Source organism: Proteus genomosp. 4 str. ATCC 51469 (assembly GCF_003144375.1).
Classification (GTDB): Bacteria; Pseudomonadota; Gammaproteobacteria; order Enterobacterales; family Enterobacteriaceae; genus Proteus.
In genome coordinates this window covers 266,669-282,828 of sequence record NZ_PENV01000002.1, presented here as the reverse complement: position 1 = coordinate 282,828, position 16,160 = coordinate 266,669, and the positions used below count along the sequence as shown (strand labels likewise).

The following is a 16,160-nucleotide window of genomic DNA, read 5'->3' as shown; positions in this document are numbered from 1 at the left end:
ATAAGCTTAATAGACTCCTTAGCGTAGGACATATTATGTCTTGTCGGGTGATTAGCCAGACACTAATTTATTGCTCACATTTAGGGTTGCGAAAGTAAAGAGTAAAATTCGGGAGTACATCCGTACTCCCGTTTTCTTACAGGTGAAATTATGCAGATAATTAAACAATTAATAAAGAGAGTGTTTGGGCATCACTTGATGTAATGCAAAAAGGTTTTTGTGCTTACTGTGAATGTTCTTTAAAGCGAAAGCATATTGAACATTTTAGAACACGTGACTCTCATACAAATCTTACTTTTATATGGAGTAATCTTTTCGGTTCTTGCGGTGATTCAAGCCAAAAAGGTGGTTGGAATAGGTGTGGAATATATAAAGATAATGGTACTGGTAGCTATGATGTTGAAAGCTTAATCAAGCCAGATGAAGATAATCCAAATGATTTTTTTCTATTTTTAACAACAGGCAAGGTTCGACCTAAAGATAACCTAAAAGATAAAGATTTAGTTAAAGCAGAAGAATCAATTCGTATCTTTAATTTAAATGATGACTCAGTTTTGTTTAATAGTCGTAGAAGAAGTATTGAAAGTGAACAAAATGAAATAGATATGATGTATAGCTTATTTGATGAGTTTTCTGAAAAAGAGTGGGAAGAACTACTCACAACAGCATTAGAAAGAGTGAGTCAATTAGAGTTTAGTACCGCTTTGACTCATGCTTGGCGTTATAACTGCCAGTATTAAAATAAAGATATACTCAGGATATTATCAAAATATTATTAAGTATATCTTTTGGTATTTTTATAGATCACTGCCAACGTAACCAAGCAAATAACACGTTGCCATTGTTATAAGTACCAGGTACATAGGTTGCTTGTAGTGAAAGGTGCCCATAACCGACAGACACTAACGGCAAAGGAAGGGGCATCGGAATATAGTCATATTCATGGCGCGCTGTAATACTCAGTGTAAATCCTGCGCCCATACGGAAACCGTCTTTATCACCGGGATACCACATTTTCTCAAAACCATAGCCCATAATAGGCTGTACGCGGTTATTTGAGTCCATAAATGCCATTGCATAAAGAGAGTGCCAATCGCCATCACTGTCATAACGATATTTCCCCATGCCAAAGCCCCAAGGCGTTTCGTTATAGCGATTAGTTTTTTCTCTATCGTAAGTAAAACGGTTATGCCAAGTCCACACAGGTAAATAGTAGTTATATTGGTCGTTATCCCAAGTTTGATTGACATTACGCTTAAATTTCCCCCAATAACTCTCTTCGTTATTAGATTGAGATATATTATTGGTAGTTTGCTGTTTTTCTGTAGTAATAATCTGATGTGGAGGGGAATTATTTTCAGAAGCGAAAGCAGTTGTTGTTAACGTAAGCGAAAACAACGTGGTTGCTAAAACGCTAGGGTGAAAATAGGTTGAAAACATAATATAACTCCGAGTACGGCATTGCTATGATTCTGGTGATGACAAATAAACGTTACTAATAGTGTTATTTAATCGACAAGTATTTAAGATAAGAGGTATCTGAAACTTTACTTCTTAACTAAAATCTTAAGGGATATAAATCGGTTATAAAGAAAATAAACAAGTTTGTTGTATTTGTGAATGTGTTTATTTAAGACATTCAATATTGTTATCTTTTAATGGTAACGTATTGTTTTTAATTTAAAATTAAGTTTTTATTAGATTGAAAATAAGTTATTGATAAATAAGGGTAAAGAGATCTTATTTAAGATGAGTTATTTCCAATATAAAAAATTGACCAAATATCTATTTTTATGATTTAATTTAAATATTAGTAAAAATTTAATTTTAATAACATTAACTTATAAAAAAAGTATTTATTTTTGACAGGATGATAAAGTAATGAATAAAAAGAGTTAAATAAAAAAAAGAAAAATTCTGTGTTGGTTTATAAATCGTTTAAGTTGTGTGGGTTTTATTTAGTGTGGTATCAGTTTTTTGGTGCAGATTATCCTAAAGCATAAACGTTTAAATAAACATTATTCACGCGTTATCAGGAGATAGATTACTTATTATTGAGATAATTTTTCTTGGCTAATGATAAGTAGCCGATGGGTATGCGTATCGCGCTCTTTACCCCAGCAGAAAGCATCCCAGTTATTGTAAAAATCTTCAATACTGTTAATTAAGTGTAATGGTCTATCTTCCTCCGTTCCATCTGAGGCATAAATATAATGGCCTTTGCTAAAAGCCCATAAAATCATATCAATCCAAAAGCCTTTACCATCAGAAGTTTGCTCTTCATCAGTAACGACAATATTATGAACTTTTAAAAGATTACAGAAAAAAGTACGAGATAATTCTCTTATAGCATCTCGATGTTTAGGTATACGGGAACGCCAAACTTTTATTTGAGTTCACGTCGTTTTTCCATAAACAATATCTTGCCGAAATCTAAGTTCAACAAGGTAGGCTGTTTCACTTTCTTTATCTGCGGTGATAAGTCTGTATCAGGAATAAGATAAAGCATTGATTGTTCATTATTCTGTTGCGATGGTTCATTTTTCATTTAGCCCCTCCGCATGCTGTGATTGCCCAGAAATGCATTATAAATACCTCATCTAGCAGATAATATATCGATTGTCGTTAAAATGAACAAAATAATTTATTTTATTCTTATTATTTAAATATAGCTGAAATATATTCCTTAAATTGATGTGTCATGCAATACAAGCCATCAGCTTAGTATTTATTATATACAACCTGAGCTGATTTATCTTACTGAATAACAAGCCTCAAAAATAGAGAGTTAATAAATCGAGATTAGCTATCAAACTAGCATCTTTATCTTGAGCATGCGATACTCCTTATCGCCTGAATTTACAGGCTTTGGCTCGGGGCGCCTTATGGCTGAGATGAACCCGTATAACCTGATCTGGATAATGCCAGCGTAGGGAAGTCAAGGTAACTCTGCTGATTAACAGAGCCCGACTTTTCTGTAACTGGTGAAAGGAGGAGTTAATCAGTGAGATTCAATGCATTGTCTATCGCAGGCACCGATCCTAGTGGTGGTGCGGGTATTCAGGCTGATCTGAAAACATTTTCCGCACTGGGTGTTTATGGCACGACAGTAATGACAGCACTTGTTGCTCAAAATACCTGTGGTGTCCGTCGTGTCTATGATTTATCCCCCGATTTTGTTGCCGCTCAATTAGATGCTGTCTTGTCTGATGTTCGAATTGATAGTGCCAAAATTGGTATGCTCTCTAATGCCACTATTATTGATGTGGTTTGTAACAAACTTCAGCAATATGCCATTCCTTTTGTTGTACTTGATACCGTAATGATTGCCAAAAGTGGTGATCCGCTATTACAGCCTGATGCCGTTAATAAAATGGTTAATCAGCTTTTGCCTTTGGTTGATTTGATCACGCCTAATTTACCCGAAGCGGCAGCACTGCTAGGCTGTGAGGTCGCTAAAGATGAAATAACGATGAAACAACAAGGTTATGAATTACTAAAACAAGGATGCAAAGCGGTGTTGATGAAAGGGGGGCATTTAACTGAAGATGAAAGTCCTGATTGGTTATTTACTCAAAATGGCGAGTGGCGATTTACCTCAAAACGCGTTAATACGAAAAATACCCATGGTACAGGATGCACACTTTCAGCTGCTTTAGCTGCTATTCGTCCTCAAGTCGCTAATTGGCAAATTTGTGTTGAACAAGCAAAAGCCTATTTACAGCAAGCGCTAGAACATGCCGACAGTTTAGAAGTTGGGCAAGGTTTTGGCCCTGTACACCATTTTCATCGCTGGTGGTAATTTTACTTACACTATTACTTATCTTAAATAGAGCCTTTATGGCTCTATTTCTATTTGATGATCATACTCTTCAGATAATTAACACTGTCCTCAATATAAACAGCCTGTATATTGAGGAAGTAAGGTAAGATATATTTTATTTTCAATAAGGGATGATATGAATACAGCCTTTCAAAAACCACGTTGGTTACGTGATTTACTTCGCTTTATTCCATTGAAAAGTCAGTTTGTGTTATTTGGTAATGTACGTGACTTACAAGCCAGTGAAGTTGCGCCTAATATGATAACGCCACTGCCTTTTAACCAGACACTTTATAATAGTTTGTATGAAGTGGGTTACGTTCATATCATCACTTATACGCCGTTAGCTGGATTTCAATGGATAGCTAATCCTACCCAATCTTTGCAAGATGGCGCAATGTTAATGCAACAACTAGGATTAACCGTTACGGGGGATCGCGCATCGGGTAATGTTGATAGCTTAAATAGCGTATTAGAAAAATGGCAAACAATAACAGGCCAGCCGATTGCGTTATGTATCGATTTTGCCTCTTGCTTACTTTCTCATCGTGATAATCTGATGCCTGCCGAACATAGCTTGTTTACACAAGCATTAGTCACTTCTCATCAAGCTAAAGCAAGACCTGCTGGTGAACATAATCAGCCTTTCTTTAATACGGTTTTTTGGATCGTAGAAAAAGAAACTGATTTACCAGATTGGTTTACCGTTAATAATCCTCGTATTCGAGCCATTCCTGTTGCAAAGCCTGATAACCAGATCCGTAGAGTGCTAGCGCCCAATTTATTGGTATCACTGGCGGGATTTTCATCACTGGCTGAAAATGAAAAAGAGCCACTTTTGAATGATTTTATTGATGAAACAGAAGGGCTACTACTGCTAGATTTAGTGGCAATAGTGCAATTAGCACGTATTGAAGAAGTGGAAATAACGCGAATTAGTGATGCGGTAAGACGTTACAAAGTAGGTATTACTGAAGATCCTTGGCAAAAAATCGATAAACAAAAAATTCGCAATGCACCACAAATTATACAGCGTCGTGTTAAGGGGCAACAACATGCCGTCACGCACTTACTCGATATTATTAAACGTGCAATGACGGGGGTAGGTAGCAATAAAGGCGGAAGACCACGGGGCGTACTGTTTTTAGCAGGGCCAACAGGTGTGGGTAAAACTGAGTTAGCAAAAACAGTCACTCAACTGCTTTTTGGTGATGAAAGTGCTTATATTCGCTTTGATATGTCTGAATTTAGTGCTGAACATGCAGATCAACGTTTAATTGGCGCACCTCCAGGTTATGTTGGTTATAACTCTGGTGGTGAATTAACTAATGCTATTCGTGAAAAGCCTTTTAGCGTTGTATTATTTGATGAGATAGAAAAAGCCCATCCTCATTTAATGGATAAATTCCTACAGATTATAGATGATGGCGTATTAACGTCAGGGCGTGGTGATCGCGTTTATTTTTCTGAAGCCTTAATTATATTTACCTCTAATCTTGGGATTTATCGCGTTGATAATAATGGCGAGAGAGTAGCAAATGTTCTACCTCATGAACCGTTTGAAAATGTCAGCCGTAAAGTAAAAAGTGAAATAGAACGTCATTTTAAATTGGTTTTAAATCGTCCTGAGTTATTAAACCGTATTGGTGAAAATATTATTGTTTTTGATTTTATTCGAGAAGATGTTGCAGAACAAATATTTGAACAAATGGTAGCAAATATCTTATCTAGCCTTGATAAGCAATCACTCACATTGTCGATATCAGAAACAGCTAAATCGACGTTAAAAACCTACTGTTTATCTGACCTATCAAATGGTGGTCGTGGTATTCGTAACCAATTAGAGGTTTATTTAATTAATCCTCTTTCAAGAGCTATTTTTGACAGTGATTTAGCAGTAGGAAAAGCCTATCAAATTGCGGATATTCAAATAGGTGAGATGACCAATATTATTTTAGTACCGCAGGCAAATTAATGCAGATAAGCTTATCTCGAATCCATTTCCCAGTCACAACATTGGGGCCAGGAAAACGAATTGGTATTTGGTTTCAAGGATGCTCTTTACGTTGTAAAGGCTGTTTATCACCAGATACATGGGAAAGAAAAGCCGAAAGCACCACAGTTGAGGCACTTATCCAACAAATTCAACCTTGGTTTTCATTTGCGAATGGTATTACGATTTCTGGTGGTGAACCTTTTGAACAACCAGAGGCGCTTTATGCGCTATTAATAGCATTGCGTCAGCAATTTTCGGGAGATATTTTTATTTATAGTGGTTATCACTGGAATGAGATAGAACCCCAAATCACTAAAATGTCAGGCTTAATTGATGCGTTAATGAGTGGTCGATATCAAGTAGAAAACACGCAAAGTTTGATGTTACGAGGTAGCGATAATCAGCAACTCCATTGTTTAACTGCACTGGGAAGTACACGTTTTAATGCTTTTGATAGAAGTGTGACCGAAGAAGATAAAGTGCTTGATCTCTCAATGGATAATCAAGGACGCATTTATCTTACAGGTATTCCTCAAAAGGGGGATATGGCTCGTTTGCGTGAATTATTAGCACAACAAGATGCACAATTAAAACAGATAAAAAGATAAGAGAGATGGAATAAAGGATGACCATGATACGTTTTTGTCCTCATTGCCGAACGGAGCGCCAGTTAACCGAAATTTTCTGTGCGGGACAGGTTAATAATAAGCCTTGTGGATGGGATCTAACAATTGAACCTATTCATGAGTCTGGGTGGCGTCCATCTCCTCCTATATCTTCATCCATTGATACACCAACGATTATTCCCGAGCTTAATCATGATCAGCCACGAAAATGCGTTAACGGGCATTTGATGGGGGAAGATGATTTTATCTGTTTTGAATGTGGTGCTGATCCTGCTGATGAGATTGAAAATAGCAGTATTACTGATAATGAAGTGTTTAGATTGATTGGTGATTGGCGTCTTGAACAACGTATCAATTCTATTAATAGCGAAAGAGAGCGCTATAACGTAAGCAATATCAAAACAGAGCAAGAAGGCGTATTAACACTCTATCTTAAAGGTGAAGAGCCTGATCCTGCTATTTATCAAGTCTTAAATCTGATCTCTACTGACCATATACCAGTGTTTTATGAAACGGGTCGATGGGAAAACCGTGCTTGGCATGTTACCGAGCGATTAAACGGTGGTTCACTAAGCCAATTTATTGAGCGAGGTGATTTTTGGCAATCGGATGAAATTAACGTATTAGTCTCAGAATTAGGTACGGCGATCGCAGCGTTAACGGAACAAGGTGTGCGTCATCGTGCTTTAAAACCCTCAAACTTGATGATCCGAGCTCGTGATCCCCTTGATATTGTGGTGATTGAATATGGTTCAGCATGTTTATCAGAATTCGATCTCGATATTGTCTCCCCGCTTGAAATTTCACGTTATAGTGCGCCAGAAATATTAGCGGGTGGTGTTTCAGCAGCATCAGATTGGTGGAGTTTAGGGATAATTTTACTTGAGCAATTAACGCAAGGAGCCTGTTTTAAACATATCCATGATAATGCGTTTTTAATTCAAGTAATGACCAATGGTGTTGAATTACCAGATGATTTAGAACCTAATATTCAATTACTTTTAAGGGGCTTGCTCTGTCGCGATCGTTTTCAACGTTGGCAATGGAACGAAGTTAATGCGTGGTTACAAGGTTTAGCGGTACAAGCACCTGATGTTAATTATCACAATGGAAGCCAGCAATACTATCAATTTCAATTTGCAAATCATCAATTTAATCAACCTGATGCGTTTGCGATGGTGGCGGCACAAGCACAATATTGGGATCAAGCAACAGAATTATTTATTCATGGTGAAATCACGACTTGGTTAAGCCAATTTGATAATAGTGGCAAGCAAATTGCTCAATTGCAGTCATTAGTTGAAAAACAAGATATTGAGCCAAGTTTACGTTTTACATTCGCGTTGCGAATTTTAAATCCGAATATGCCACTGATTTATCGCGGTGAGATCATTACACCTTCATGGCTTTTAGAACATCCCTTATTAGGTTATCAATTAATTTGTCAGCCTCTCGCCACGGAACTTCAATCTATTGATGATACACATTGGCTTGTTCAGCTTTATTATCGTCAATGTACGATCCGTGAAAGGGCACAACAACAACGTATCCCACTAAATGAAGAAAGCTTACAACTCTATTTATTAATCACCTCTTTAAGTCAATTAGTTGCGCGCTGGGAAATTATTCGTGCAGAATTTCCAGATGCTTATAATGAAAATCTACGAGCCTTAATCGATCGTAAGAATATGCATGAAAATGACTATATTTTGTTATTAAGTGCAGAGATTGGGCAATATATCACGATAGATTCACTGGTAAATAATGCTACTAAATTAGCCAGAGATCTTGCTATTAAGACGTTTGATAAACAACAAGCAAAAGTATTATTAGCCACACCTCGATATCAGCTGATTGAACAGCTTAGTGAAAGAATAGGGGATTTTAAGCGTGTTAATATCGATATTATTGATAGATGGGCTGATGATTTTCTTTTAACTCGTAGGTTGCCTCTTGAACAGATTATTGTGATGCTCTGTATTCCCGTTGAGCAATGGCAAGTACCTGAATCGCAAAAATATATTTTAGAAGTATTACATTTTTTTGCTAAAAAATTAGTTTCCACAAGTCAACGGGGTAATTTAGTCAGAATGCGTTTAACGTCAAATGCAGGACGCGTTGATTTAACTGAATGCAGTTTTGATAATGAAAAAGCGACAAACTTACTTGAGCATTTAATTAACCGTAAGAAAAGACTGTTCTCATTAGAGGGTGAAGTATTACGTCAACGTGAGAAATTAAATAATCGCTTGTGGCTCTTACAACAAAATACTCAGTCTTACCAAAGAGATACGGGTATTAACGGCATGTATTTAGGCTTTCCTTTTGTAGTGCTAAATACGCAACCTAATAAAATAAAACCACGTATTGCGCCGCTTTTCTTGTGGCCTGTTTCCATGAATATTTGGGGTGGCACTCAAGGCGCTGTGCAAATTGGGTTTGATACAGAGCGTGCATCGGTACGTTTAAATCCTGCTCTTGCTAATTTTGTCGGTATTCCTGCGGTTAATGAATGGCAAAAAGTGCTCGATAGTTTGATGTCACAGACAGGCTTAAGTGTTAGTGAAATGATGCTCACACTTTCATCTTTATTAAACACATCAGATCATACATTAAGTCCATTACCTTCATTAACTGAGGAAATACCAGAAAACAGTGCTTATATTCATTGTTCTGCAGTGTTATTTCACACCTCTTTTATTGGGCAAATGATAAGTGCTGATTTACAACAAATTGCCAATTTACCTATCAATGGTACTGCCCTTGCTACTATGCTGAAAGTGCATACGCCAGTACAAGCATTAGAAACACAAGATCCACTGAGTGATAACTATTTGTTGTCGTTGGCAGATCCTTCTCAAAATACCATTATTCAAGCTGCAAGAAAGCAGACAGGATTATTGATAGAAGGGCCTCCAGGAACAGGGAAAAGCCAAACAATTGTTAATTTAATTGCTGATGCAATCGGGCGACAAAAAACGGCACTTGTGCTTTGTCAAAAGCCTGCTGCTTTGGATGTGGTGTATAAACGATTAGTTGCTAATGGCTTACAAGATAGAGTATTGATTATTCATCAAAATCCTAAAGGGCGAGAGATTATTTCAGCGATCAGAGAACAACTGGCATTAGAGCGTAAAAGACAACTGATCGCAGATATAAAGCAAGACACGCCTTTTGAGCGTGATAGAAGGCTTAACTTAATTCAATTTTATGAAACAACCTTAGATGCTTACTATAAAGCGTTATATCTAACGGATAAACAATATGATTATTCATATCGAGAAGTGTTATCTGGATTACTCGAATTAGAATCACAGCAAAAGTGGATAACAAATTCGGATGAATTAACCACACTGCTTTCTCAATATAATAAAATAACCTTTGTTCAATTTATCGATAAATTAACGCTCTATGGTTTAGATTGGTATGCAATTAATTATGAACATACACCATTAAATAGCGTTGCTTTATTCTTGCCTGAAAGCACGTTATATCGTCAGTTCAATGAACGTATCACGCTATTTATTGAAGCAGAAAAGCAGCGTGATATAGCATATAGTTCGCCTTATCAACAAATCACAATTGATAAATTAACTGTTCACGAAACGACACTTGAACAGTGTAAACAGCTGTTAAAAAATCGCAATGAACAACAGTGGGATAATTTATCGCGTTGGTTAACGTTATTTTTAAATGAACAAGGTAAGCAAAATAAAGGAGAACAGTTGATTGCTCAATTAGAGCAATTAGAGGCACGTTTACAGCAAATTGATAATGAAGGTTGTGATCCTTTGATTTTTCGCTTACTTGCTCCGTTAGATAATGCAGCATTAGCAACGTTATCAAGAGCTGTGGCTGATAAAATTAAGCCCTCATTTCTGCGTTTTTTAAACCCTTATTATTATAGTAGAAACAGTAAGTTAAAAAGCTTTATTGCACAAAGTGGTAAAGAAGACAGAATTGAACATTATATAACACTGCATAAAACTATCATCACTGAACAACAATGGCGCTTGTTATATCAAGAGTTGCAACCTATTTACCAACAATTAGGAATAGAACAGCAGCTTAATCGACAAAATGCACAGTGGCAGAACACAATAAATACGACTCTCACTGACCTTAAAGCCAGTGGTGATGATATTGCGATATTAGCGTTATACCCTCAGCCTGAACATATTGTTGAGTCGATTCAATCAGCGAAAAAGCAGGGCTTTGAGCAACAATATTTAGAAATTGAAAATGCCATAATTCGCGCTAAAGCACAGCAATCTAGCTTCAATAAATTAGTGGGTTTACAAGAAACCCTTACCGATCACTGCTATCAACTATTTTATGATGCGATCAAAAAAGGCGAATTGCTGACAACCACATTACAGCAATTAGCGTTAAGCTTGCCTTCTTTAAGCCAATTTCAGTTATTTCGAGAAAGAACGACACATTTTTCACCTAATGATTGGCAAGTTTTAGCATTATCACGCCAGTTGATTGATGAAAACTCATCTTCTGATCCTATCAAGCTTTTAAAAGCAACATTGAGTTATCTGTTTTATGTTGCGGTCAAAACTGACATTGAAATAAAAAATCCTGTATTAAAGACGCATGTTGAACAATTGCAGGAATATATTGAGCAACTGGCGGATAGCTATCAGCAATTACAGCAAATTAATCGTGCATTATTAACTGAAAACATTGAATTATCAAAAATTGAAAGTGCGCGTCATTGGGAAAGAATAACACGCTTAGCTGGGCCTAGAGCATTACGGTTACGCGAATTTATTGATGAAGCAACACAAATGGGATTGTTAAGATTACGCCCTATTTGGTTGATGACGCCGGATGTAGCAAGCCAAATATTACCCCTAAAAGCAGGGCTTTTTGATAGTGTTATTTATGATGAAGCCTCGCAAATGCCGATTGAATTTGCATTGCCAACATTATATCGCGGTAAACAAGCTATCGTCAGTGGTGATGAGAAACAGATGCCACCTTCATCTTTCTTCAGCGGTAAATTTAATGGAAATGAAGATGACGAAGATAACGATAACGAGGAAGATGAACAACAAGAGAAAAGCGGTGAACAATGGGACTCCAGTCAAATTTGCCATTGCCCTGATTTGCTTCATCTTGCTCGAACCGTATTGCCTATTCATACTTTAGATATTCATTATCGCTCTGCCTTTCGAGAATTAATTAATTTCTCAAATTATGCTTTTTATGAGAATCGGCTAAATATTCCTGCTCAACACTCAGTAAAAACCATTAGTAAAGTAAAACCACTACATTTTATGGCGATCAATGGTACTTATGTAAATCAAACCAATGAAAAAGAAGCTTTGGCGATCGTCGAACATTTAGCAACATTGTGGCAGACACCCTTCGATAAACGGCCTTCGGTGGGAGTGGTGACGTTTAACCAAAAACAAGCTCAATTAATTAATCAACATATTCGTGATCGCAATGACTATGATGCGGAATTTTTAAAGGCTTATACGGAAGAAAGCGCGCGTTTGGATAACGATGAAGATATGTCGTTTTTTGTGAAAAATGTTGAAAATGTGCAGGGTGATGAACGGGATGTTATTTTGTTTTCGACAACTTTTGGTCGCAATGCACAAGGCACTTTTAGGCGTAATTTTGGAGTATTAGGACAAACAGGGGGAGAGCGTCGTTTAAATGTCGCTATTACCAGAGCGAAAAAACAAGTCGTGATCATGTCATCAATGCCGATTGATGAAATTTCTGACTTATTAAGTACCAATAAACACCCTGAAATTCCGCGTGATTATTTACAAGGCTATCTAACTTACGCGAGTCATTGCCATCAGATTAATAAGCAAGAGGAAAATAAACGCTTATTAGCGCGCTTATGTCGTACTCAAGCTAATGTGATAACGCAAGATCAACTGAACGATCAATTTGTTATTGATGTAACACGCTTTATTCAATCTCAGGGATACCATATTGCACCATCACAACAAGCGGGTATTTTCTCTTTTGACTGTTTAATTGAAGATAAACAGCAAGGGAAATTATTAATGGGAATTGAGTGTGATATGCCACAACATGAGTGGTTATCCCAAGCTTGTGCGCGTGAATTATGGCGAAAAGATATTTTGCGCAAAGTTGTGCCTTATCATTATCGCATTTCGTTGACACAGTGGTTTTACCATCGCCAAGAAGCACAACAACAACTTCTTGAAGCCTTACAACATGCCTCTTTACTGAATGAAAAAGTGAGTGAATGATGAGTTCATCAGTACATTATATTTCTATGAAAGAAACCAATGTTATTCGCTATCACCGACAATTAGCGAATAGTAAAAAACAATTCAAACAATGGCAGGCATTAGTTGAACAACTTATGTATCGAGATGAACGAGTTAACCAAATTGTCTCCGCTTTTGATGCATTGGTTAAAGATAACCCGCAATTGGAAGCGTTAGATGCTCGGGCAGTAGGTCGGCTAACAGATAAATTAAGCCAATTTATCGCCCCGTTACGACAGGATATGAAAAATCTACGCGAACAAGTGCTCGAAGAAAAAGCGCTTGCACGTCATATTCAACAGGGTAAACAAAAATCATCGGCACTGTTAAGACAATTAAAATCACAATTAGCGACTGACAGTGTTTTGATAACTGAAATTGAGCGTAGTGAAAATATGAATGCTGAGGAAATCAGCATATTACTTTTTCGTGTAGCCAGTGAAATTGAAGTGCAGAAAGCGCAATTTAGCCCAGTTCAAACTGAACTATTGGCACAATTAAAAGCGCAATCTGTATATAGCCAACAATTATGGCAAAGTAATGAGCCTCAAAGCCCATTTGCACAACAATGTCATCAAATTGAGTTGATGATTGAAAAATTACGGCTTGTAGGAAATGAAGCCGAGGCCAATCACAATGCAAATCAGTTTATTGAAATGCAAAAGCTTGTTGATAGCCAAAAGCAGCGTTTACTAGCAGATTCAATGATCATGAATATGGCTGAAAGTTTGCGTAATAGCGTAAAGCGTATTGAATTAATGGAAGAACTAGCTCGTTTATGTGCAGAGCTTGAAAGCTTTGATGATGAAGATATGGTGACACTTAGCCGGGATACTGAAGCGGTTGTCTCATTAGCAACAGCTGAACAGCTGGATATGATGATCATCAAGCTGAAACAGACCATTGAAACTCATGAACAACAACTCTCAATGCGACAACAATGTGAAGCGGTATTGGCTGGTTTAAGTGAGTTAGGCTATGTGGTGCATGAAAATGCGGTAAATTCATGGATTGATAATGGGCAAGTTGTTGTGTCTCATGCCAAAATTCCTGATTATGGCTTAGAGTTAGGCGGGAAACAGGCACGTTTTCAAGCGAGAACGGTGGCGTTAACTCATCAACGAGATACGACGCGTGATAAAGATGTTGATGCTATTTGGTGTAGTCAGCATCAGCAATTACAAGCCATTTTGGCAAAGTCCCACACAGAGTTATTGGTTGAAAGAGCATTACCAGCAGGGCAAAATGCAATGAAGGTAATAGAAAGTGAAAGTATGGCTCATCAACATTTGGTCACACAAACGCAAAAACCAAAAACATTTAGTCGTTAAGCAATGAATAATAAAAGCCACTCAGTTTGAACTGAGTGGCTTTCACAGATAAATTTATCAATTAAGCAATAGTGACAGATTTATCCAAATAAACATCTTGTACTGCATTAATCAGGGCAACCCCGTCTTTCATTGATTTTTTGAACGCTTTACGGCCTAAGATCAGACCCATACCGCCAGCACGTTTATTAATAACGGCGGTGCGAACGGCATCTTCAAGATCATTATTACCAGAAGCGCCACCAGAGTTAATTAATCCCGCGCGACCCATATAGCAGTTTGCTAATTGGTAGCGAACTAAATCAATTGGGTTTTCAGTAGTGAGTTTCGTGTAAACACGCTCATCAGTATGACCAAAACCAATTGCTTTAAAGCCACCGTTATTTTCAGCCATTTTTTGTTTAACGATATCAGCACCAATAGTTGCCGCTAAATGGTTTGCCTGACCCGTTAAATCTGCACTTGCATGGTAATCTACGCCATCTTTTTTGAATGCTGGGTTGCGTAAATAGGCCCATAGTACAGTGACCATACCCAATTCATGAGCACGTTCAAAGGCCATTGAAATTTCTTCAATTTGGCGACGGCTTTCTTGTGAACCAAAGTAAATAGTCGCACCCACTGCAACAGCACCCATTTCAAAGGCTTGCTCTACGCTGGCATACAGTGTTTGGTCATATTGCGCTGGGTAGCTTAGGGTTTCATTGTGGTTTAATTTCACAAGAAAAGGAATTTTGTGTGCATAACGACGAGAAACAGAAGCAAGAACACCATAAGTAGAGGCAACACAGTTACAACCTGCTTCAATCGCTAACTCAACAATATTTTTTGGATCAAAATAGAGAGGGTTTGCTGCGAAAGAAGCAGCTGCTGAGTGCTCAACACCTTGGTCAACAGGTAGAATAGACAGATAACCCGTTCCCGCTAAACGCCCGTGATTAAACAGGGTTTGCATTGAACGTAACACGCTATTAGGGCGATTATTATCAATCATGACACGATCAACAAAGTCAGAACCTGGCAGGTAGAGATTTTCGCTCGGGATGGTTTGGCAACGATGGTCTAATAATGATTTTGCATCAGCACCTAACAAACTTACTATATCAGTCATTACATACTCCAGTTCATGATGAGATGAGAGTGATTGTCATTTATCTACATTAAGATAACAAGTCACATTGAGGCGGTAACCGGCAGTGGATCGCTTCAGGTAACACAATAAATTCAAATTTATTCCCTAAAAGGGGTTCTCCATCTAAATTAAACACCATTTCATGAGAAGCACTAATGTTTACCCAGCGACTTTCTCGCTCAATTATCTTGTCATTTTTCTTGCTATCAAACATGCTGCTTAAAATAGAGGGGAGAAGTTCGTGAGCTTCAACAATAGTGATATTGAGTTTATTGTCATTAATTAAGGCTTCAGAGCATAATTTTTGTCCGCCCCCCGCTTGATGGCCATTACCGATAGCTAAAATAAGAGACTCACCTTCCCAATGGAAATTTTCAGCTTCAATAGTGCAATAATCAGCTTTTAAAGAGTCGATACTTAAAAGACCATTAATAAAATAGGCTGCTCCTCCTAATGCTGATTTTAATGCCTCAGGGGTTTCTGTTGTGATTTTGGTTCCAAAGCCGCCTGACGCCATATTAATAAAATAGTGTGTCTTGTTCACTGAAATAACATCAATGGGAACAGCACGACCTTTAACCGCTAAATTAAGCGCATTTTCCATATCACGAGGGATTTGTGCGCTGGTGGCAAAATCATTTGCTGTGCCTAATGGGATAATGCCAAGTGTCGGTAAAGATGAGGGGGAAAGATGAATTAATTCAGAAACAACGCTATTAATCGTTCCGTCACCACCTGCCGCAATCACTGTTTCTGCCTGTATATCTATAGCTTCTTGTACAAAACGACGTATATCACTGGATTCCCAAGTTACTCTTACTTGGAGGTTAAAACCTTCGTTACGTAATTGGTAAACGGCTTTTCTCAATGCACCGTTGTTAGCGCTTTTTCCATTAATGATCAGCAAACTAATTTTACTCATTGATGAGTCCCTTTAATTGAATCACTCTTTTAAAGGTAATGGATATCGAGAAAATTACTAT

Annotated in this window: 11 protein-coding genes and 1 riboswitch; of the genes, 6 read left to right on the top strand and 5 right to left on the bottom strand. The window is 37.5% G+C overall.

Features of this window, described 5'->3' with window-relative positions:
• Nucleotides 1–167: 167 nt before the first annotated feature.
• On the top strand, nucleotides 168–740 hold the full coding sequence (gene ptuB / locus DK866_RS03435; protein WP_279628998.1) for a retron Ec78 anti-phage system effector HNH endonuclease PtuB: 573 nt from the start codon (nucleotides 168–170) through the stop codon (nucleotides 738–740).
• 64 nt (nucleotides 741–804) lie between these two features.
• Here ptuB and pagP read toward each other — a convergent pair whose 3' ends face one another.
• From pagP to DK866_RS20070, 3 genes are all read right to left on the bottom strand, one after another.
• Nucleotides 805–1,440: a lipid IV(A) palmitoyltransferase PagP gene (pagP, locus tag DK866_RS03430; RefSeq protein WP_109407743.1), complete on the bottom strand. Its 636-nt coding sequence runs from the start codon at nucleotides 1,438–1,440 to the stop codon at nucleotides 805–807.
• A 611-nt stretch (nucleotides 1,441–2,051) separates the two neighbouring features.
• Nucleotides 2,052–2,243: a hypothetical protein gene (locus tag DK866_RS20075; RefSeq protein ID WP_244179649.1), complete on the bottom strand. Its 192-nt coding sequence runs from the start codon at nucleotides 2,241–2,243 to the stop codon at nucleotides 2,052–2,054.
• Between the two features lie 143 nt (nucleotides 2,244–2,386).
• Entirely contained in the window at nucleotides 2,387–2,548 is a 162-nt protein-coding gene (locus DK866_RS20070) for a hypothetical protein (RefSeq protein ID WP_244179648.1), read from the bottom strand.
• A 316-nt stretch (nucleotides 2,549–2,864) separates the two neighbouring features.
• Nucleotides 2,865–2,953, top strand: a riboswitch (TPP riboswitch).
• Nucleotides 2,954–3,004: 51 nt separating this feature from the next.
• Here DK866_RS20070 and thiD point away from each other — a divergent pair.
• From thiD to DK866_RS03400, 5 genes are all read left to right on the top strand, one after another.
• Complete coding sequence (thiD, locus tag DK866_RS03420; RefSeq protein ID WP_109407742.1) at nucleotides 3,005–3,802, top strand: bifunctional hydroxymethylpyrimidine kinase/phosphomethylpyrimidine kinase; 798 nt, start codon at nucleotides 3,005–3,007, stop codon at nucleotides 3,800–3,802.
• Nucleotides 3,803–3,959: 157 nt separating this feature from the next.
• The gene (locus tag DK866_RS03415; RefSeq protein ID WP_109407741.1) at nucleotides 3,960–5,798 is read left to right on the top strand and encodes an AAA family ATPase; all 1,839 of its coding nucleotides are present in this window, start codon (nucleotides 3,960–3,962) and stop codon (nucleotides 5,796–5,798) included.
• On the top strand, nucleotides 5,798–6,427 hold the full coding sequence (locus DK866_RS03410; RefSeq protein ID WP_109407740.1) for a 4Fe-4S single cluster domain-containing protein: 630 nt from the start codon (nucleotides 5,798–5,800) through the stop codon (nucleotides 6,425–6,427). Before DK866_RS03415 ends, DK866_RS03410 begins: the two co-directional genes overlap by 1 nt.
• Nucleotides 6,428–6,444: 17 nt before the next feature.
• Nucleotides 6,445–12,693, top strand: coding sequence for a protein kinase domain-containing protein (locus DK866_RS03405; protein WP_109407739.1), 6,249 nt, complete (start codon nucleotides 6,445–6,447; stop codon nucleotides 12,691–12,693).
• Nucleotides 12,693–14,045, top strand: a complete 1,353-nt coding sequence (locus DK866_RS03400; protein ID WP_162556971.1) for a hypothetical protein — start codon at nucleotides 12,693–12,695, stop codon at nucleotides 14,043–14,045. The genes DK866_RS03405 and DK866_RS03400 overlap by 1 nt, the downstream gene beginning before the upstream one ends.
• 61 nt (nucleotides 14,046–14,106) lie before the next feature.
• Here DK866_RS03400 and fbaB read toward each other — a convergent pair whose 3' ends face one another.
• Both fbaB and yegS read right to left on the bottom strand, forming a co-directional pair.
• Nucleotides 14,107–15,156 (bottom strand): class I fructose-bisphosphate aldolase, encoded by a 1,050-nt coding sequence (gene fbaB, locus DK866_RS03395; RefSeq protein WP_109407737.1) that lies wholly within the window; start codon nucleotides 15,154–15,156, stop codon nucleotides 14,107–14,109.
• A gap of 49 nt (nucleotides 15,157–15,205) precedes the next feature.
• Nucleotides 15,206–16,099 (bottom strand): lipid kinase YegS, encoded by an 894-nt coding sequence (gene yegS / locus DK866_RS03390; protein ID WP_109407736.1) that lies wholly within the window; start codon nucleotides 16,097–16,099, stop codon nucleotides 15,206–15,208.
• Between the last annotated feature and the right edge of the window lie 61 nt (nucleotides 16,100–16,160).

Excerpts from the sequence above, each read along its gene's own strand:
- yegS (WP_109407736.1), bottom strand. The coding sequence starts at position 16,099 with ATGAGTAAAATTAGTTTGCTGATCATTAATGGAAAAAGCGCTAACAAC.
- DK866_RS20075 (WP_244179649.1), bottom strand. The coding sequence starts at position 2,243 with ATGATTTTATGGGCTTTTAGCAAAGGCCATTATATTTATGCCTCAGAT.
- DK866_RS20070 (WP_244179648.1), bottom strand. The coding sequence starts at position 2,548 with ATGAAAAATGAACCATCGCAACAGAATAATGAACAATCAATGCTTTAT.
- DK866_RS03410 (WP_109407740.1), top strand. The coding sequence starts at position 5,798 with ATGCAGATAAGCTTATCTCGAATCCATTTCCCAGTCACAACATTGGGG.
- DK866_RS03400 (WP_162556971.1), top strand. The coding sequence starts at position 12,693 with ATGAGTTCATCAGTACATTATATTTCTATGAAAGAAACCAATGTTATT.
- fbaB (WP_109407737.1), bottom strand. The coding sequence starts at position 15,156 with ATGACTGATATAGTAAGTTTGTTAGGTGCTGATGCAAAATCATTATTA.
- pagP (WP_109407743.1), bottom strand. The coding sequence starts at position 1,440 with ATGTTTTCAACCTATTTTCACCCTAGCGTTTTAGCAACCACGTTGTTT.
- DK866_RS03405 (WP_109407739.1), top strand. The coding sequence starts at position 6,445 with ATGACCATGATACGTTTTTGTCCTCATTGCCGAACGGAGCGCCAGTTA.
- DK866_RS03415 (WP_109407741.1), top strand. The coding sequence starts at position 3,960 with ATGAATACAGCCTTTCAAAAACCACGTTGGTTACGTGATTTACTTCGC.